The sequence below is a fragment of the Ruegeria sp. CDSA141 genome (assembly GCF_059612005.1).
Map to the genome: position 1 here is coordinate 125,240 of NZ_JBXWPT010000011.1, position 15,026 is coordinate 140,265.

The following is a 15,026-nucleotide window of genomic DNA, read 5'->3' on the forward strand; positions in this document are numbered from 1 at the left end:
ACCGGCTGCAACCCGGTTCAGGCGCTGATCTGTTCCATCTCGGTGGATTTCGAGGGAAACTCGGATCGGGTAAACCGGACGATTGTCGCGCCGTTATAAACCGGTGTGACGGTACAATCCACGATTATGCCGGACCTCATCTGGATTTCGGCTGTCCATTCGGCGCGGTTTTCCCGCATTTCGACAAAATCCCGGACCTCACCCAAAACCGGCGTCGCGACACAGAGGTCTTGCCAGCGTCGCGTGACATCGGTGACCGTTTCGCTTTGGAAGCCGATCTCTTGCGCGTCTCCCCACAGCTTCTGATACGCATAGTTGGTAAAGGCCAGCGTGCCGTCATCTGCAAAGACAGCAATTGCGTCCGCCAGTTTGTCCAGAATGGACTGCATCAGATCCATTTCCGATCGAAAACGCCGCGTCAGTGTGATTTCCGCGGTGATATCCTCGAACAGAAAGGCCACTGCACCATCCGGGTGAGGGCGCCCGCTGACGGAATAGACCGACCCGGATGGCAGCGACCACGTCTCGTGATAGTTTCCATCTTCTGCTGCTTCGAGAAGGTCGTTCATCTGACGGCGCCAGCTGCGGTAGTTTTTGGGCTCCGGCATCATGTGTTGATCCCGCAAACGGTCAAAAAAACTGCTGAGGCTGGGGCGGCAACTGAGGAAATCAGGCGGCAATGTGGTCAGGTCGATCAGGGCCGGGTTGAACAGGGCCAGTTGCCGATTGCGGTCAAAAATGGCGAGACCAATGGACAATTGGGCAAAGGTCTTGGTCATGGTCTGCACGAATTTGCGCTGGGCGGTTTCCGCCTCGACAATCGCGTTGACGTCAACAGCGTAACACAGATGACTGTTCTCGTGTTCGATCCGAGTCAAATCGAACCAAAGCTTGCGATCAGTGTCCGCCACATCCACCGACACGCGCTTTTTTCCGGTAGGTCTTGCCGCATCCTCCGGGCTTGCAAAAAGCGGCGCAGTCAGATCAGCGTCCTGATCACGTGCCTTTTGAACAAGTGTGACATAGGCGGCATTGCACCACTGCACCCGATTGTCGTTGCCGACCAACCATACCGGATAAGGGGCCAGATCCATTGCCAGACGGGTCGGTTCACTTGGGGTGGCCGATCCTGCTGAGGGGGCCTTTGCGCTTTCGCAAAGTCGAACGCGGACGACACCTTCAATCCACTCACACACGACTTCTCGTTCGATCGTGCAGTCAATGGCAGATACCACAAGATTGCCCCGATCGCGCACTTTGTCAGGAGTTTCGGGGAAAGTGGGGAAATCCCTTTGCAACAGGCGCCGCAAGTCCTGCCAGTTTCCAACATGTTCTAACCCGGCCAGCGCGAAATCAGAATGGCTGATCAGTTGGTCACCATCAAAAAGAAATACGGCGTCAAACATAGAAGTATTTGAAAATAAACCAAAAGATTTGTCGCGCTGTGCCCGGCGCGGCAGCAGCCACAGAACGGCGAAACAGCACGAAACAAGACTGATTGTGGCCAGAATGATCCAATCGGCCATCAAATCCCCCAAGCCTGAACAAAACCCGGGCTGACTATGCGCGCTATTGGTTAACGGTCTCTTAACTCACACCTGAAAGCGCGTGTTGGAACCGGAAGGGACGGGCGTGTCGCCTTTTTGGGCGTCAATCAATTTGCGAGGCCAAGTCACCTTGACGATGGCCCCACGCCGATCCGGGTTGTCAGTCAGATGCTGGTAAGGGTCAGAACCATTTGCGAATTCCAGCTCGGCGCCGCTGCGTTCCAGCAGGGTTTTGGCGATGAACAATCCCAGGCCCATGCCTTCGTATTCCGGGCGTGTTCTCTGATCGGATTCCACCCGTCGGCGGCGCATAAAGGGATCGCCAATGCGTCCGATCATGTGGGGCGGGTATCCCCGCCCGTCATCCATGATGCTGACGGTGATCCGGCCGTCGGTCCATTCGGCCTCGACCCAGACATTTGCGCGGGCAAAATCCACGGCATTCTGAATCAGGTTGCGCAATCCGTGAATGATCTCGGGTTTTCGCAGGATCGAGGGCTGCTGCACATCCCCGTCCTGCGCCGGGCCTTCGGAAAAATGAACCGCCTTGCCTCGGCCGACATGTGGTTCGGCCGCTTCGTTCACCACTGTCGAAAGCGGTGCCTGCCGCAGATGCAGATCATCTTTGCCCGCCCGCCCCATGTCGCGCAGAATGTCACGGCAACGGTCTGCCTGCTCGCGAATCAAAGCGGCATCTTCTTTCAGGTCTGGGCGATCGTCCAGTTCTTCGATCAATTCTGCGCTGGTCAGTTTTATCGTCGCCAAAGGTGTGCCCAGCTCATGCGCGGCAGCGGCAACGACGCCCCCCAGATCGGTCAGTTTTTGTTCGCGTGCCAGCGCCATATGCGTGGCGGCTAGTGCTTCTGACATGGATTGGACTTCGGAACTGACCCGGTGGGAATAGGCGCCGATGAAGACAATGGCGATGATGATTGCGGCCCAGTTTCCAAACAGAAGGATATCCGGGATATCCAGAACAAGCCCGAGGCTTGTCCGTAACGGAAGGTGAAATTCTGCCAGTACAGTAGTCAGAACGATTGCCACGGCACCGACGATTAGGGTCGATCGCGTGCTCATGACATTGGCTGAAATCGTGACCGGACCCAGCAGAAGCAATGCAAACGGATTGTTCAGCCCGCCTGTCAAATACAGCAGGATTGACAGTTGCAGCAGGTCGAACAGAACCATCAGGAAATTTTCAAACTCGGTCAGGCGCTTGTTTTGCGGAAACAGCAAAATGGCAGTCAGGTTGCCCATGACCGAAATTCCGATGGCCAGGTAGCACAGGCCCAGTTCCAGCTGCACGTCATAGTATCGCTGCGCCACCGTGATTGCAGTGAGCTGACCGATGATGGCCACCCATCGCAAAAGGATCAGGGTCCGAAGCCGAATCCAGCTGCTGCGTCCCTGGCCGCGCCAAAAAGTCTGATTGGATTCTGCCATCGGTCGCTTATGTCCTGTTGCATCGGCTGATCATCTTGATAGGTGTCCCGGCCGGAACGATCAACAACCCCTTGCGACCGGATAATCGAAATGACCCGCCTACTGTACGCAATTCTCGCAACCCTTGCTCTGGCTAGCGGACTTGGGGCCATGTGGCTTCTAACGTCGGGCGGCGGGTCCGATGACAAGTTCGCACAATGCCGGTCCAGCCAGATCGCCGGGGGTTCCGCCGCAATTGGCGGGCCATTTGAACTGGTGAATGGCAAGGGCGAGACGGTCACGGACAAAGATGTGATTACCGAACCGACACTGGTCTATTTCGGATATACTTTCTGCCCGGACGTTTGCCCGTTTGATATGTCCCGCAACGCCGAGGCCGTCGATACTCTTGCCGAGCGCGGACTGTCGGTGACACCGTTGTTCATCTCAATTGACCCGGATCGTGATACGCCCGAAGTGATGGCCGACTATGCCTTCAACCTCGGTGGAAAGACGATCGCGCTAACCGGCTCGCCCGAACAGGTCAAGGCTGCCAGCAAGGCCTACAAAACCTATTACAAGGCGCATGACAAAGGCGACGAATTCTATCTGGTTGACCATTCCACCTTTACCTATCTGGTTACACCCGAAGACGGATTTCTGGATTTTTTCAAGCGCGAGGACACGGCCGAACAGATGGCGGACAGGGTTGAATGCTTTCTGGATCAGGGCGCGTCGTAACAAGGTTGTTTGACCTTTGTTCCCGCGCTGCTATTACTATTACTCATGTTCGAGCCAAAAGCATGAAATAGCGAAAGACCCAACATATGGCAGATACTTCTCAGCTTGACATCGGCCCTGATAAATCCCTGCTTTTGGTTGATGATGACGAGCCGTTTCTGAGACGTTTGGCCAAGGCCATGGAAAAGCGCGGCTTCGAAGTTGAAACCGCGGGATCCGTCGCCGCTGGCCGCGCAATTTCCACCGCCCGCCCTCCGGCTTATGCTGTTGTTGATTTGAGACTTGAGGATGGCAACGGTTTGGACGTAGTCGAAGTATTGCGGGAAAAACGTCCCGACAGCCGTGTTGTTGTTCTGACCGGATATGGCGCCATCGCCACTGCCGTGGCGGCGGTCAAGATCGGCGCGACCGACTATCTGTCAAAGCCTGCGGACGCGACCGATATCACGAACGCGCTGCTGGCGAAGGGCGACGAGCTGCCCCCGCCGCCTGAAAATCCCATGAGCGCGGACCGTGTGCGCTGGGAACATATCCAGCGCGTTTATGAGCTGTGTGACCGGAATGTCTCCGAAACCGCGCGGCGGTTGAATATGCATCGGCGGACGTTGCAGCGGATACTGGCGAAACGCAGCCCTCGTTAAGTCGGCGGGGTGCTCGATGACGGTTTAGTGACTTGTAACCTTGGGTCCCGTCGGGGATTGTTCGGCATATCTGGAAAATTTTGTCAGAACAGGACCACTCGATGATCGGATATGTAACCGTTGGCGTTTCGGACATGGAGCGCGCTAAGGACTTCTATACCAGCCTATTCGCGGACAAGGGTGCGAAAGTGGTTATAGACGCAGGCCGGATCGCGTTCATTGGCAACAAACCCGACGCGCCGATGCTTGCGGTGTGCGAGCCCTACGACGGTGATGCCTGCGCCATTGGAAATGGCAACATGGTCGCCTTTGCAGCCGACTCCAAGGATGAGGCTATGGAACTTTACAACAAGGCAATCAGTCTGGGTGCGGTGGACGAAGGCGAACCCGGTCAACGTGTCCCCGACAGATTCTATGGCGCATATGTGCGCGACCCGGACGGCAATAAGCTTTGCTTTTACGTCTTTGGCTGAAACAGGGAGATCACAAACCCTATCCAAGCTTCAGACAGTTCGCCGGGTAGTGCAACAGTGTCTCCTTGCAGGAGTATTAAGGTGAGCACGAGACTTCTGTGCAGAGCTGCTGCGCCAGTTGACGATATCCGATTGAGTTAGGATGCAGCCCGTCTGACGTCCAGTTGACAATGTTCTCGTCGTACCCGTCCGGCGGGGTCAGAAATGTGCAGTTCGCCATTTCCTGACAGGCTTGTAGTGCAGCCGTGTTGAAGGCAGTTCGAAACGCCTCCATTTCCGCGGTCCAGCTTGCATCAGTGACAGGCAACACAGCACGCCAGATCAACCTTTCGGCGGGCATGAACATGGTCTTCAACTGTGCGACATACCCTGCAATCTCCTCCGGAGGTGTGGCCGCCAGAGCGTCATTGACCCCGATTCCCAGATACCATGTCGGAACATGAGCGATCAGTTCCGGTTTTGCCCGTGCGATCAGGCCCGGGGTGGTGTCGCGGCTGATCCCAAGGTTCAGCGAGTTGGGTAGGATGTTACTGGTCAACCACCCCTCGATGATGGAATCACCGATGAAAGCGATTTGAATATCCGGTGAGGCCAATGCCTGAGATATCGGCCGCTCGTGCAGCCAGACCATGAGTTTGTAGTGATCGGTTTCCGTGACCGGGACATGCGCGCCGGTGAATTTGCGGACTGTCTTCGAAAGATACCCGGTTTTGACCAACACCGCCGCAAGTAAAAGAGTCAGAACGAGGTTGGCGACAAGCAAAATTCGGTTCCCGGTCCTTTTTTTCATCCCTAAATCACCATCTCCTTTAACCACTCAACTCATGCTGAAACCGCTCTTTAGACCTGTGCGATCAGCTCTGCGTGTCGTGTTGTATAGGCGTGCCGCACCTCGACCGGAGGGCGCAACCTGATCTGTAGACCTGCCATGACCTCCCTGTCAGGGCGGCCAAAGAATTTCGTGGCTTCGGCCTCGGAAAACCCAGCGATTTGTGTGGCCTCCATCCAGGCACTGATCTTGTCGGCCTTCTTGATCTGGCGCTTCACCGTTTTCGGCACCTGCGCAGGAAGGCCGAACCGGATGTGGATCGCCGCCGCCAGGCGGTCATCCAGCGCGCCGTAGTCCGGACCAACGGCGGACTTCACAGGGGAAATCATATCGCCGATCACATATTCGGGCGCGTCATGTAACAAGGCGGCCAATCGCCACTTCACCGAGGCCTTGGGGGCAACGCGACCAAAAATCTCTTCAACCAATAGGGAGTGTTCAGCCACGGAATAGGCGAAATCGCCGTTTGTCTGACCGTTCCAGCGAGCGACAAAGGCAAGACCATGCGCGATATCCTCAATCTCGATATCCACCGGTGTCGGGTCCAGCAGGTCCAGCCTGCGACCCGACAGCATCCTTTGCCACGCTCTCGGTTGTGTTGCCATTCTGCCATGCCTTGTGAAGTGGGCCACGTTCAATTCGCGTTTTTATGGTATGATGTACCTGTCTGGATCACATGCTGCCAACATTTTCTTGAGCGTTCGTGCTTTGAAACGGCGCGGTAGGATCCCGACATTAAGGACTGAGGGGGGTGCATTCTCCTCCCAGTGTGCCCCTCTCGAACTGAATCACGTATCGAAAGGAGCATCCTATGTTCAAACGTTTATTCGCAATCGCACTGACCTTCGGAATGGCCGCCACCGCGCCGCCTGCCTTTGCCCAGAATTGTGCGGCACGGAATGACATCATATCCAAATTGCAGGAGAACTATGCCGAGGAATTAGCCTTTGGCGGTCTGCAAAAAACACGTGGCGCACAATCGGTGATGGAGGTTTGGACCTCGAAGGAAACGGGAAGCTATACCGTTTTGGTAACCAATGCGAACGGTATCAGTTGTATTGTTGCCGTTGGCACAGATTTTTTTGAAGCGATACCGAAGATCGAAATTGAAGGCACACCAAGCTAATATTGGCCATAACGTTTCCGATCACAGTCTTCAAAGTTGCCACCTGCCCCAAGGAATGCTAGGGGCAGCCAGGACTGTGAATTACCGGAAAATGGAGCACCTGATGGCCGGGGACTATATCGTTAAAGACATTTCATTGGCTGGCTTTGGCCGCAAAGAGCTGGATATTGCCGAAACCGAGATGCCGGGCCTGATGTCCCTGCGCACGGAATACGGCGAAAGCAAACCTCTGGCGGGTGCCCGCATCGTAGGTTCGCTGCACATGACCATCCAGACGGGCGTTCTGATCGAAACACTGGTGGCGCTGGGCGCGGATGTGCGCTGGGCGTCGTGCAACATCTTCTCGACCCAAGACCACGCGGCGGCCGCGATTGCCGAAGCTGGTATTCCCGTTTTTGCGATCAAGGGCCAGACACTGGAAGAGCATTGGGATTATCTGGACAAATCCTTCCTGTTCGAAGACGGCCCGAACATGATTCTGGACGATGGCGGTGACGCAACGCTCTACATCCTGCTCGGCGCTCGTGCCGAAGCGGGTGAAGACATCATCCCTGTTCCGGGTTCGGAAGAGGAAGAGGTGATCAAAAAGCAGATCGCCAAGCGTATGGCGGCAAGCCCCGGCTGGTTCACTAAGATGCGTGACCAGATCCAGGGTGTGTCCGAGGAAACCACCACCGGTGTGAACCGCCTGTATCAGCTGGTTAAGGAAGGTCAACTGCCGTTCCCGGCGATCAACGTGAATGACAGCGTCACCAAGTCGAAATTCGACAACAAATACGGCTGCAAGGAATCGCTGGTCGACGGTATTCGTCGCGCTACCGACACGATGATGGCTGGCAAGGTTGCCGTGGTCTGCGGTTACGGTGACGTGGGCAAAGGCTCGGCGGCGTCGTTGTGCGGCGCCGGAGCCCGTGTAAAAGTCACCGAAGTTGACCCGATCTGTGCTCTGCAGGCTGCGATGGACGGGTTTGAAGTGACCCTGCTGGAAGACGAAGTCGCCAGCGCGGACATCTTCATTACAACCACCGGCAACAAGGACGTGATCCGCATCGAGCATATGCGCGCGATGAAGGACATGGCGATTGTTGGCAACATCGGCCATTTCGACAACGAAATTCAGGTGGCCAGCCTGAAAAACCACAAATGGACCAACATCAAGGAGCAGGTGGACATGATCGAGATGCCCTCGGGCAACCGCATCATTCTGCTGTCCGAAGGCCGTCTGCTGAACCTTGGCAACGCCACTGGGCACCCATCCTTTGTGATGTCGGCCTCGTTCACCAACCAGGTTCTGGCCCAGATCGAACTGTTCACCAAGGGTGACCAGTACGAGAACAAGGTCTACATCCTGCCCAAACATCTGGATGAGAAAGTGGCCCGCCTGCATCTGGATCGAATCGGCGTGAAGCTGACCCAGATGGACGCGGATCAGGCTGCTTATATCGGTGTCAAACCGGAAGGTCCGTACAAACCGGAGCATTACCGCTACTGATCGCTGTCTTGGTATGACGCAGAAATCTGGGCGCCGCCGGTATTTGTACTCGGCGGCGTCTTTCGTTCTCAGGCTGGCGGCAGTTGTGATCCTTTTGGGCGGTGGTGTCTGGTGGGTGTTGGCGCATCCCGAAACGTCGGTGCCGTCACATTGGAACCCGTTGCGCGATCTGAAAGTGACCGCCCCGGTCACACCTGTCACAAAGTTCCAGTTGAACCGCGCACTGGCCAGCGACGTACAGTGCCGGGCTGCTCTGGAAGACGCAGGTGTTCGTTTCGAGGCGATGGAGGATCTGATTGTCGATCAGAACTGCGGCATAGCCGGTCGGGGTCTTCTGACCAAATTGGTGACATCAGGGATCAAGGATGTTGAAACCAGTTGCGCCACGGCTTTGCGCCTGACCATGTGGGAACATCACGTCGTGCAGCCCGCCGCACGCGATCTGCTTGGGACCAACGTTTCCCGATTGCGCCACGTCGGCAGTTACAATTGCCGTCCTATGCGCACCGCACAGGGTGAAAACAGCGGATGGAGCAGCCATGCCCGCGCGGATTCGATTGATATTGTCGGTGTGGATACCGTTGATGGTCGGACGCTGACCTTGTTGTCCAACTGGCAGGACTCCGGTCCAGAAGCCGCTTTTTTACGGCAGATCTGGCGCGAGGCCTGCGGTTGGTTTCGTGTGGTTCTTGGGCCCGATTTCAATCGCTTGCACGCGGATCATTTCCACTTGCAAGGCCCAGGGTGGGGCTATTGCCGCTAGGCTTATCAGCAAGAAACTTACAGACTTTGACCAAGGGGGAGAAATCGCAGTTTTTTTTCCTTTTGGAAAAGCCCGAGACGCGGCTAGTCTTCCGACCATCGGTGAAAAGTGCCGGGTAAACGGATCAAGGAGACTAGGATATGGGCAAGCGCGACGAGCTGATCGCCAAATACGCAGAAGACCTGAAAACCAAATGCGGCATGGACCCCGATATGGACCTGCTGACCAAGGTCACCATCGGTTGTGGTCCGGCGATCTATGACGCAGATGCGGCGACTGTTGCGGCCAGCCAGGACTCTGAACTGGAAACCGTCAAGAACAACTTTCTGATCAAAAAGCTGGGTCTGGCAGATGGCCCCGAGCTGATGGAAGGGATCAACAAAGCGATGGAAACCTACGGCAAGTCCGAGCGCAACAAGTACCGCGCCGTCGTGTACTACATTTTGACCAAGCATTTCGGAAAAGAAGCCGTTTACAGCTGATCTGGACGGAAATTCACAAAACGCCCGCTCAGATTTCGGCGGGCGTACTTAATTTGAGTTGTTATTTAGAGACTTGGCGTTTGAAACGCAGCAGGCGATTGGGCTAAGCTCAACACGTGACCAGGACGGTCAGAACCAGATATTTCCATTCGCGTGTGGTGAGTAGGGAGCACGCGGGGGTAGGGAAGGTTCTGTATCGTCAGAACCTTCCCTCATTACTCATCTGAGCTCGCCAAGAATGCGCGCAATGAAGCTATCGAATTCAGTAGGCTGCTGGTCCGATCCCCCTTGCGAAGCACCGCCGCTGCCTGCCAGATAAACCTCTATCCGTCCCGGGCGGGTTTTGTTGCCCGAATTCGTGAAGTCTCTTAAAACACCGTCAAGAGCATCAGCCGCCAGCGCCGCATTTTCAGCGTCGCTTGGATGATAAAATCGAACCTGTGTTTCTCTGACGCGGAATCCCACGCGGTCCGTTGATACAACTGTCGCACGGCCCTGTGTAAGCAATTCGAAAGCCCGGCTGCTGGCTTCTTGTGACACTCTCGACGGGACAAAAAGCGAAACTTCCAGATCAATGGGGGGTTGTACAGGCAAAAGCGGTTTTACCTCTGCAAAAGACGGGACCGCTGACAACGTGATCTCTTGCGGGACGGGATCATATAGTATCAAGGATGCCTGCGAAAAGCTGTCTTTGTTCGACCGGTTAGCGTGCCGCCACGGAGGTTCGACAGGAGCTGGAAACAAGGTTTGAGTATCGGCAGAAAAAGCGGCGGCCAAGATTGGCTCTAGTTGTGCCGGTATGAAAATCGCTGGCGGAGGCGAAGATGCGGCCGGTTCCTGGTCTGGGACTAGGGGCCCTGGTTTCACCGCGTCCGTACCCGATAGGTCTTCAGCAGGAACCGGTGGCGTCACAACTGCCTCAACCGAGGCGTTCTGGTCGAGAGGCGTGTCAGTGATCGAATCCCCGGTCTCTTCGGCGATTGCGAGGGCGGAAACGGGCGGGACCTCCAGAGCCGCTGAATCGGTAAGTTCCTCTTCTGTTTGTGTGTCTAGTTTGTCCGGCGGCCTTGCGTTTCTGACAATCGGCGCCCTGTCTGAAAGCAGCTCCTCGATTTCAGGAAGATTCTCCGTCGACGCATCCAAGCTTGCTGGGGTCTTTCCTTCTGTAGAGCGCCAGATTCCGGCAATATTGGTGACACCCCATTGCAGGACCGCGCCGCAAACCAAGGCGGCCAGAACAATACCTGCTCTAACTAAGGGCCTTTTCCTGACTTTTGGTTCTTCCAAATGCAGGGAACGGACCCGGTCTGATACGATCTCTTCGATTTTGGTTTCGTCCGGCCGGGACAGATACTCTGTCTCGGAAGGTTTCAAAACGGGCCTTTCCTGCGCTTCGTCTTGTGCTCCGCTAAGCACTTTTGCACGCTTTTCGCGCGCCTCTTTCAGGCGCGCTTCCCAATTTTTTGAATTCTTCGCAGCAACGGCGTCTTCGAATATCCCATTGCCGCCTTCTTCGTCAGACATGGGTTCATGCTTTCAAGAGAGACCGAACTTTATACGAACACTGCCGAGTTTACGCGATTGCAGGATGCGCGATCGACATGCCCCCACTTGGCAAAGCCCATGGAAACATAGCATCTTGTCAGGTGTTTGAGAAGTTCTGCACCTGACGACATGTTCCCATTTAGTCAGGCAGCGTTTCACCCAGCATGCAAATTATCCGCCATTCGTCCTCGGTCACTGGCTGCACCGATAAGCGAGAGTTCTTCACCAGCACCATATTCGCCAGACGCTCGTCCGCCTTGATCTGGTCCAATGTTACGGGTTTGGAAAAAGGCCGCACGGCCTTGATGTCCACACACTCCCAGCGTTCGTCGTCTGTGGTGCTGTCGGGGTGGGCCTCGGCGCAGATCTCGACAATTCCAACTACGGATTTGTCCTTTTGCGAATGGTAGAAGAACCCCCGGTCCCCAACGTCCATCTGACGCATGAAGTTACGCGCCTGATAGTTGCGAACGCCGTCCCATTCCTCGCCCGCATCACCTTTCGCGACTTGCTGACCCCAACTCCAGGTCGACGGTTCCGATTTGAACAACCAATAGGCCATCAACCGATCACCTTTTTCCACGCGATCAGTTCGACCGATTGGAACAATCCAGCCTTCGCGTAGGGGTCGCTTTCGGCCCAAGACTGTGCTGCGGCCAGATCCTCCACGTTGAGGATTATCAAAGAGCCGATCATGGAATCGCCGTCCAGCAGTGGTCCGGCCTGTGACACGACGCCGGTTTCTTCGATATAGGCCAGGTGGGCCGAGCGGTTGTCCAATCGGGTTTGCAACGCGCCGGGTTTGTCACGAGCGATGAGGGCGATCAGCATGTTATTCCTCCTTGAGGGGTCGATTGAGCAGGTTTTGAATGGCCTCGGTGACACTGTAGGCGCCATAGCTCAGATCCGCCACAGTGGCGCTGATGGGCATATCCAGCCCTTCCTTGGCGGCTATGTCCGACATAGCGCGGGCGGTGGCGACGCCTTCGACCGTCGTTTGGCTGTCGAAGGTCTGATTCAGGCCCAAACTAAGGCCAAAACTATAGTTTCGGGACAGTTTGGACGAGCAGGTCAGCACAAGATCTCCTAGCCCGGACAAACCCATCAGGGTGTCGGGACGCGCGCCGCGCATCGCGGCAAAGCGTTGCATCTCGGCAAACCCGCGGGTCATCAAGGCTGCCCGGGCGCTGTCTCCAAGACCTGCACCGATGACGGCCCCGCAGCCAATGGCCATGACATTCTTCAGCGCACCGCCAAGTTCAGCGCCGATCGTGTCAGTGGTGCGATAGAGGCGCAGGTTCGCCGTCGTCAGTTCGGTCTGAAGCGCCTTGCCAAGTTTCGTATCCTCGCAAGCCAGCGTCAACGCGGTGGGCAGGCCGTGCGCGATATCATCCGCAAAACTGGGCCCGGTCAGCAAAGCGATGCGGGCATCCGGGACAACCTCCTTGATGACCGCGACAGGTCCAAGCCCCGAGGTCAGTTCAATTCCCTTGCAGCAGGCCACCAGAGTCTTGCCGCGCAGTGCAGGGGCGTGATCTTGCAAAGCGCTGCGCAATTTCTGCATTGGCACAGCCAATAAAAGCATTTCGGCTTTGAGCGCATCGGCAATGTCCGCGGTCAAAGCGATGTCCTTGGGCAAGGTTATGTTGGGCAGCCGGGTTGAGTTTTCGCGCATTTCGCGCATCTGCTGCGCCTGGCCGGCGTTTCTTGACCACAGAGTCACCGGCCCGTTGTCTGCCAGCGAGATCGCCAAGGCAGTGCCAAACGCACCGGAACCCAGAACGGATACGCTCATGCCTTGGCCCCTTTCTTGCCGCCGCCCAGCATCGCCGGGCTGCGCTGATCCAGAGGCCAGCGGGGTCGGGCGGTCAGGTCCAGCCCATCCCGTGCCCCGGAACGAAAGCGCTCAAGACCCGCGTAGGCGATCATCGCGGCGTTATCCGTGCACAACGCCAGCGGAGGTGCTATAAATCGGGTGTTATTTTTGGCGGAAACAGACTCTAATTTGGACCGAATGGCCAAATTTGCGGCAACCCCTCCAGCAACAGCAATCACGGGATCGGCCGGGCTGTGTTCCAGATACAGATCGATTGCGCGTCGGGTCTTTTCGGCCAACGTGTCCACAATCGCCTGCTGGAATCCAGCGCACAGGTCTGCGCGGTCCTGACGAGTCAGGCCGCCCTTTTCGGCCACAATTTGATCGCGCATCCGCATCAACGCAGTTTTCAACCCAGAGAAGGACAGATCGCAACCGGGCCGGTCGAGAAGCGGCCTTGGAAACTGGAAGCGGTTGGGATCACCGGCGCGCGCCTCGGCCTCGACGGAAGGGCCGCCAGGTTGCGGCAGGCCCAGCAGGCGGGCGGTTTTGTCGAAGGCTTCACCCGGCGCATCGTCAATAGTACCGCCGAGGCGGGTAAACTGCTCGGGCCCGTGGGCAATCAGGTATTGGCAATGTCCGCCCGACACCAGAAGCACCAGGTAGGGGAAGGCTATGTTGTCTGTCAGGCGTGGTGTCAGCGCATGACCGGCAAGGTGATTGACACCCACCAGCGGCAGACCCGTGGCCGCGCTGAGCCCCTTGGCGCACATCACGCCGGACATGACCCCTCCGATCAGACCTGGCCCTGAGGTGACGGCAATGGCGTCCATGTCCCTCAGTGAAAGCCCCGCGGCTTCCAGTGCTTGCACGACACAGACATCCAGCTTTTCTGCATGTGCCCGGGCTGCGATCTCGGGCACGACGCCGCCATAAGCACTGTGCAGATCGGCTTGGCCATGCACAACGGATGACAGGATTTCGGCTTCGGCGCTCGCCATTTGGCGCACGATGGCTGCCGCCGTATCGTCACAGCTGCTTTCCAATCCCAGTACGGTAAGTGTTTGCACCATCACCCTGATCCGTTGCATCATGATCTTACGGCGGGGTATCACCCTGCGCGGATGCAAACAATCCTGAAGGGCCAAGGGGCCACACGTTGTATTTGTTGATGACCCGCCCGCGCGCCGCCTCTGAAAGGTTCGTTGCGCAGTTGCCGCCCCGCACCAGATCACGGGTTCAGGTCATCTATTCCCCGATCATGGAAATCCGGCCTCTGCCGGTTGCCGTTGAGACCGAGGGAGTGCAGGGATTGATTTTCACCTCGGCCAATGCCGTGAACGCGGCGGCCGCGAAAGGTGTTGACCGCACCCTGCCTGCGTTCTGCGTCGGGCCCGCAACAACTGGCACAGCGAAAGGGTACGGTTGGCAGGCCGAGATGGTCGGGGCCACGGCAGAGGAGCTGGTGGGACATCTGCTCAAGCGGCGGCCCAAAAGCCCGTTGTTGCATTTGAGGGGTGAGCACACGCGTGGCAATGTTGCCGGTCGACTGACCGAATCTGGTCTGGCCGTGCGGGAACAGCCCGTCTACCAACAAAGACTGTTGCCGCTAACACCAGAGGCGGCCGAAGCGGCAGATGGAGATTCGCCGATAATCGCTCCGCTTTTTTCGCCAAGGACGGCGCGACATTTTGCCGATATTTGGGTTGGATCAGCGCCATTGTGGCTGGTTGCAATCAGTCAGGCCACGGCCGATCCCCTTTATTCGTTGGACTATGCGGGCCTGAAGATCGCGAAGATGCCGACACCAAAGAAAATGCGTAAGGCTGTTAAAAAGCTTGCAAAACATGCGTTGCGGGTTGAGGGCGGCGCGGTCCCCGATTAACTTGACCTGGGCTGTTATTCATCTGAATTTGGATTCGATAAGAGGAATATTGCGGTGGCTGGTAAGAAAAAGTCGGAAGAAAAGCCGGTGGAAAGCCCTCAGGCGGATGACGTCGTCGAAACCGAACTGCAACAGGGCGATGCGCCTGTTGACCCGGCTGAAAACGTAGAAGAAGACTTTTCCGAAGCCGAAGCCGAAGCCGAAGCCGAAGCCGAAGCCGAAGCCGAAGCCGAAGCCGAAGCCGAAGCCGAAGCCGAAGCCGAA

Annotated in this window: 17 protein-coding genes and 1 pseudogene; 9 read left to right on the top strand and 9 right to left on the bottom strand. The window is 56.7% G+C overall.

Features of this window, described 5'->3' with window-relative positions; translation table 11 throughout:
* Positions 1-17 precede the first annotated feature (17 nt).
* A complete protein-coding gene (locus tag AC2FLP_RS15725; RefSeq protein ID WP_496684815.1) occupies positions 18-1,526 on the bottom strand; it encodes a PAS-domain containing protein in 1,509 nt (502 codons plus the stop codon).
* Positions 1,527-1,592: 66 nt separating this feature from the next.
* Entirely contained in the window at positions 1,593-2,990 is a 1,398-nt protein-coding gene (regB, locus tag AC2FLP_RS15730; RefSeq protein ID WP_117871216.1) for a sensor histidine kinase RegB, read from the bottom strand.
* 90 nt (positions 2,991-3,080) lie between these two features.
* Here regB and AC2FLP_RS15735 point away from each other — a divergent pair, with 90 nt between their 5' ends.
* From AC2FLP_RS15735 to AC2FLP_RS15745, 3 genes are all read left to right on the top strand, one after another.
* Positions 3,081-3,710, top strand: a complete 630-nt coding sequence (locus AC2FLP_RS15735) for an SCO family protein (protein WP_496684813.1) — start codon at positions 3,081-3,083, stop codon at positions 3,708-3,710.
* Between the two features lie 86 nt (positions 3,711-3,796).
* Positions 3,797-4,351, top strand: a complete 555-nt coding sequence (locus tag AC2FLP_RS15740; protein WP_117871212.1) for an ActR/PrrA/RegA family redox response regulator transcription factor — start codon at positions 3,797-3,799, stop codon at positions 4,349-4,351.
* A gap of 101 nt (positions 4,352-4,452) precedes the next feature.
* Positions 4,453-4,824, top strand: a complete 372-nt coding sequence (locus AC2FLP_RS15745; RefSeq protein ID WP_496684811.1) for a VOC family protein — start codon at positions 4,453-4,455, stop codon at positions 4,822-4,824.
* Positions 4,825-4,900: 76 nt separating this feature from the next.
* On the opposite strand, the gene AC2FLP_RS15750 is transcribed toward AC2FLP_RS15745, so the two are convergent.
* Together AC2FLP_RS15750 and AC2FLP_RS15755 are read right to left on the bottom strand one after the other, a co-directional pair.
* Positions 4,901-5,614 (bottom strand): SGNH/GDSL hydrolase family protein, encoded by a 714-nt coding sequence (locus tag AC2FLP_RS15750; protein ID WP_496684809.1) that lies wholly within the window; start codon positions 5,612-5,614, stop codon positions 4,901-4,903.
* A gap of 50 nt (positions 5,615-5,664) precedes the next feature.
* On the bottom strand, positions 5,665-6,258 hold the full coding sequence (locus AC2FLP_RS15755) for an HD domain-containing protein (protein WP_117871205.1): 594 nt from the start codon (positions 6,256-6,258) through the stop codon (positions 5,665-5,667).
* 206 nt (positions 6,259-6,464) lie between these two features.
* Between AC2FLP_RS15755 and AC2FLP_RS15760 the strand changes: the two genes are divergently transcribed.
* The 4 genes from AC2FLP_RS15760 to AC2FLP_RS15775 all read left to right on the top strand — a co-directional run bounded on the left by AC2FLP_RS15760 (position 6,465) and on the right by AC2FLP_RS15775 (position 9,516).
* The gene (locus tag AC2FLP_RS15760; RefSeq protein ID WP_117871202.1) at positions 6,465-6,779 is read left to right on the top strand and encodes a hypothetical protein; all 315 of its coding nucleotides are present in this window, start codon (positions 6,465-6,467) and stop codon (positions 6,777-6,779) included.
* 103 nt (positions 6,780-6,882) lie between these two features.
* A complete protein-coding gene (gene ahcY / locus AC2FLP_RS15765) occupies positions 6,883-8,271 on the top strand; it encodes an adenosylhomocysteinase (protein ID WP_299899763.1) in 1,389 nt (462 codons plus the stop codon).
* Positions 8,272-8,284: 13 nt separating this feature from the next.
* Positions 8,285-9,034 carry an extensin-like domain-containing protein gene (locus AC2FLP_RS15770; protein ID WP_299899761.1) on the top strand — a complete coding sequence of 250 codons (750 nt, stop codon included), beginning with the start codon at positions 8,285-8,287 and terminating at the stop codon, positions 9,032-9,034.
* Between the two features lie 140 nt (positions 9,035-9,174).
* Positions 9,175-9,516, top strand: coding sequence for a DUF2853 family protein (locus AC2FLP_RS15775; RefSeq protein ID WP_117871196.1), 342 nt, complete (start codon positions 9,175-9,177; stop codon positions 9,514-9,516).
* A gap of 219 nt (positions 9,517-9,735) precedes the next feature.
* Here AC2FLP_RS15775 and AC2FLP_RS15780 read toward each other — a convergent pair whose 3' ends face one another.
* From AC2FLP_RS15780 to tsaD, 5 genes are all read right to left on the bottom strand, one after another.
* Positions 9,736-11,040, bottom strand: coding sequence for a hypothetical protein (locus AC2FLP_RS15780; protein WP_299899759.1), 1,305 nt, complete (start codon positions 11,038-11,040; stop codon positions 9,736-9,738).
* A gap of 160 nt (positions 11,041-11,200) precedes the next feature.
* A complete protein-coding gene (locus AC2FLP_RS15785; protein ID WP_299899757.1) occupies positions 11,201-11,623 on the bottom strand; it encodes an EVE domain-containing protein in 423 nt (140 codons plus the stop codon).
* Positions 11,623-11,892: a YciI family protein gene (locus AC2FLP_RS15790; protein WP_117871190.1), complete on the bottom strand. Its 270-nt coding sequence runs from the start codon at positions 11,890-11,892 to the stop codon at positions 11,623-11,625. The genes AC2FLP_RS15785 and AC2FLP_RS15790 overlap by 1 nt, the downstream gene beginning before the upstream one ends.
* Position 11,893: 1 nt before the next feature.
* The gene (locus AC2FLP_RS15795; RefSeq protein ID WP_117871188.1) at positions 11,894-12,856 is read right to left on the bottom strand and encodes an NAD(P)H-dependent glycerol-3-phosphate dehydrogenase; all 963 of its coding nucleotides are present in this window, start codon (positions 12,854-12,856) and stop codon (positions 11,894-11,896) included.
* Entirely contained in the window at positions 12,853-13,950 is a 1,098-nt protein-coding gene (gene tsaD, locus AC2FLP_RS15800; RefSeq protein ID WP_496684806.1) for a tRNA (adenosine(37)-N6)-threonylcarbamoyltransferase complex transferase subunit TsaD, read from the bottom strand. Before tsaD ends, AC2FLP_RS15795 begins: the two co-directional genes overlap by 4 nt.
* 86 nt (positions 13,951-14,036) lie before the next feature.
* On the opposite strand from tsaD, the gene AC2FLP_RS15805 reads away from it, so the two are divergent.
* Both AC2FLP_RS15805 and AC2FLP_RS15810 read left to right on the top strand, forming a co-directional pair.
* A complete protein-coding gene (locus tag AC2FLP_RS15805) occupies positions 14,037-14,762 on the top strand; it encodes a uroporphyrinogen-III synthase (protein WP_299899751.1) in 726 nt (241 codons plus the stop codon).
* Positions 14,763-14,816: 54 nt separating this feature from the next.
* A pseudogene (locus AC2FLP_RS15810) lies at positions 14,817-15,026 on the top strand (hypothetical protein); the annotation flags it as partial.

Bases quoted from the DNA above. Each gene is read 5' to 3' on its own strand.
- AC2FLP_RS15735 (WP_496684813.1), top strand. From the start codon at position 3,081: ATGACCCGCCTACTGTACGCAATTCTCGCAACCCTTGCTCTGGCTAGC.
- AC2FLP_RS15755 (WP_117871205.1), bottom strand. From the start codon at position 6,258: ATGGCAACACAACCGAGAGCGTGGCAAAGGATGCTGTCGGGTCGCAGG.
- AC2FLP_RS15775 (WP_117871196.1), top strand. From the start codon at position 9,175: ATGGGCAAGCGCGACGAGCTGATCGCCAAATACGCAGAAGACCTGAAA.
- AC2FLP_RS15785 (WP_299899757.1), bottom strand. From the start codon at position 11,623: ATGGCCTATTGGTTGTTCAAATCGGAACCGTCGACCTGGAGTTGGGGT.
- AC2FLP_RS15750 (WP_496684809.1), bottom strand. From the start codon at position 5,614: ATGAAAAAAAGGACCGGGAACCGAATTTTGCTTGTCGCCAACCTCGTT.
- AC2FLP_RS15745 (WP_496684811.1), top strand. From the start codon at position 4,453: ATGATCGGATATGTAACCGTTGGCGTTTCGGACATGGAGCGCGCTAAG.
- AC2FLP_RS15770 (WP_299899761.1), top strand. From the start codon at position 8,285: ATGACGCAGAAATCTGGGCGCCGCCGGTATTTGTACTCGGCGGCGTCT.
- AC2FLP_RS15725 (WP_496684815.1), bottom strand. From the start codon at position 1,526: ATGGCCGATTGGATCATTCTGGCCACAATCAGTCTTGTTTCGTGCTGT.
- AC2FLP_RS15795 (WP_117871188.1), bottom strand. From the start codon at position 12,856: ATGAGCGTATCCGTTCTGGGTTCCGGTGCGTTTGGCACTGCCTTGGCG.
- AC2FLP_RS15760 (WP_117871202.1), top strand. From the start codon at position 6,465: ATGTTCAAACGTTTATTCGCAATCGCACTGACCTTCGGAATGGCCGCC.
- tsaD (WP_496684806.1), bottom strand. From the start codon at position 13,950: ATGGTGCAAACACTTACCGTACTGGGATTGGAAAGCAGCTGTGACGAT.
- ahcY (WP_299899763.1), top strand. From the start codon at position 6,883: ATGGCCGGGGACTATATCGTTAAAGACATTTCATTGGCTGGCTTTGGC.
- AC2FLP_RS15790 (WP_117871190.1), bottom strand. From the start codon at position 11,892: ATGCTGATCGCCCTCATCGCTCGTGACAAACCCGGCGCGTTGCAAACC.
- AC2FLP_RS15780 (WP_299899759.1), bottom strand. From the start codon at position 11,040: ATGTCTGACGAAGAAGGCGGCAATGGGATATTCGAAGACGCCGTTGCT.
- AC2FLP_RS15740 (WP_117871212.1), top strand. From the start codon at position 3,797: ATGGCAGATACTTCTCAGCTTGACATCGGCCCTGATAAATCCCTGCTT.
- regB (WP_117871216.1), bottom strand. From the start codon at position 2,990: ATGGCAGAATCCAATCAGACTTTTTGGCGCGGCCAGGGACGCAGCAGC.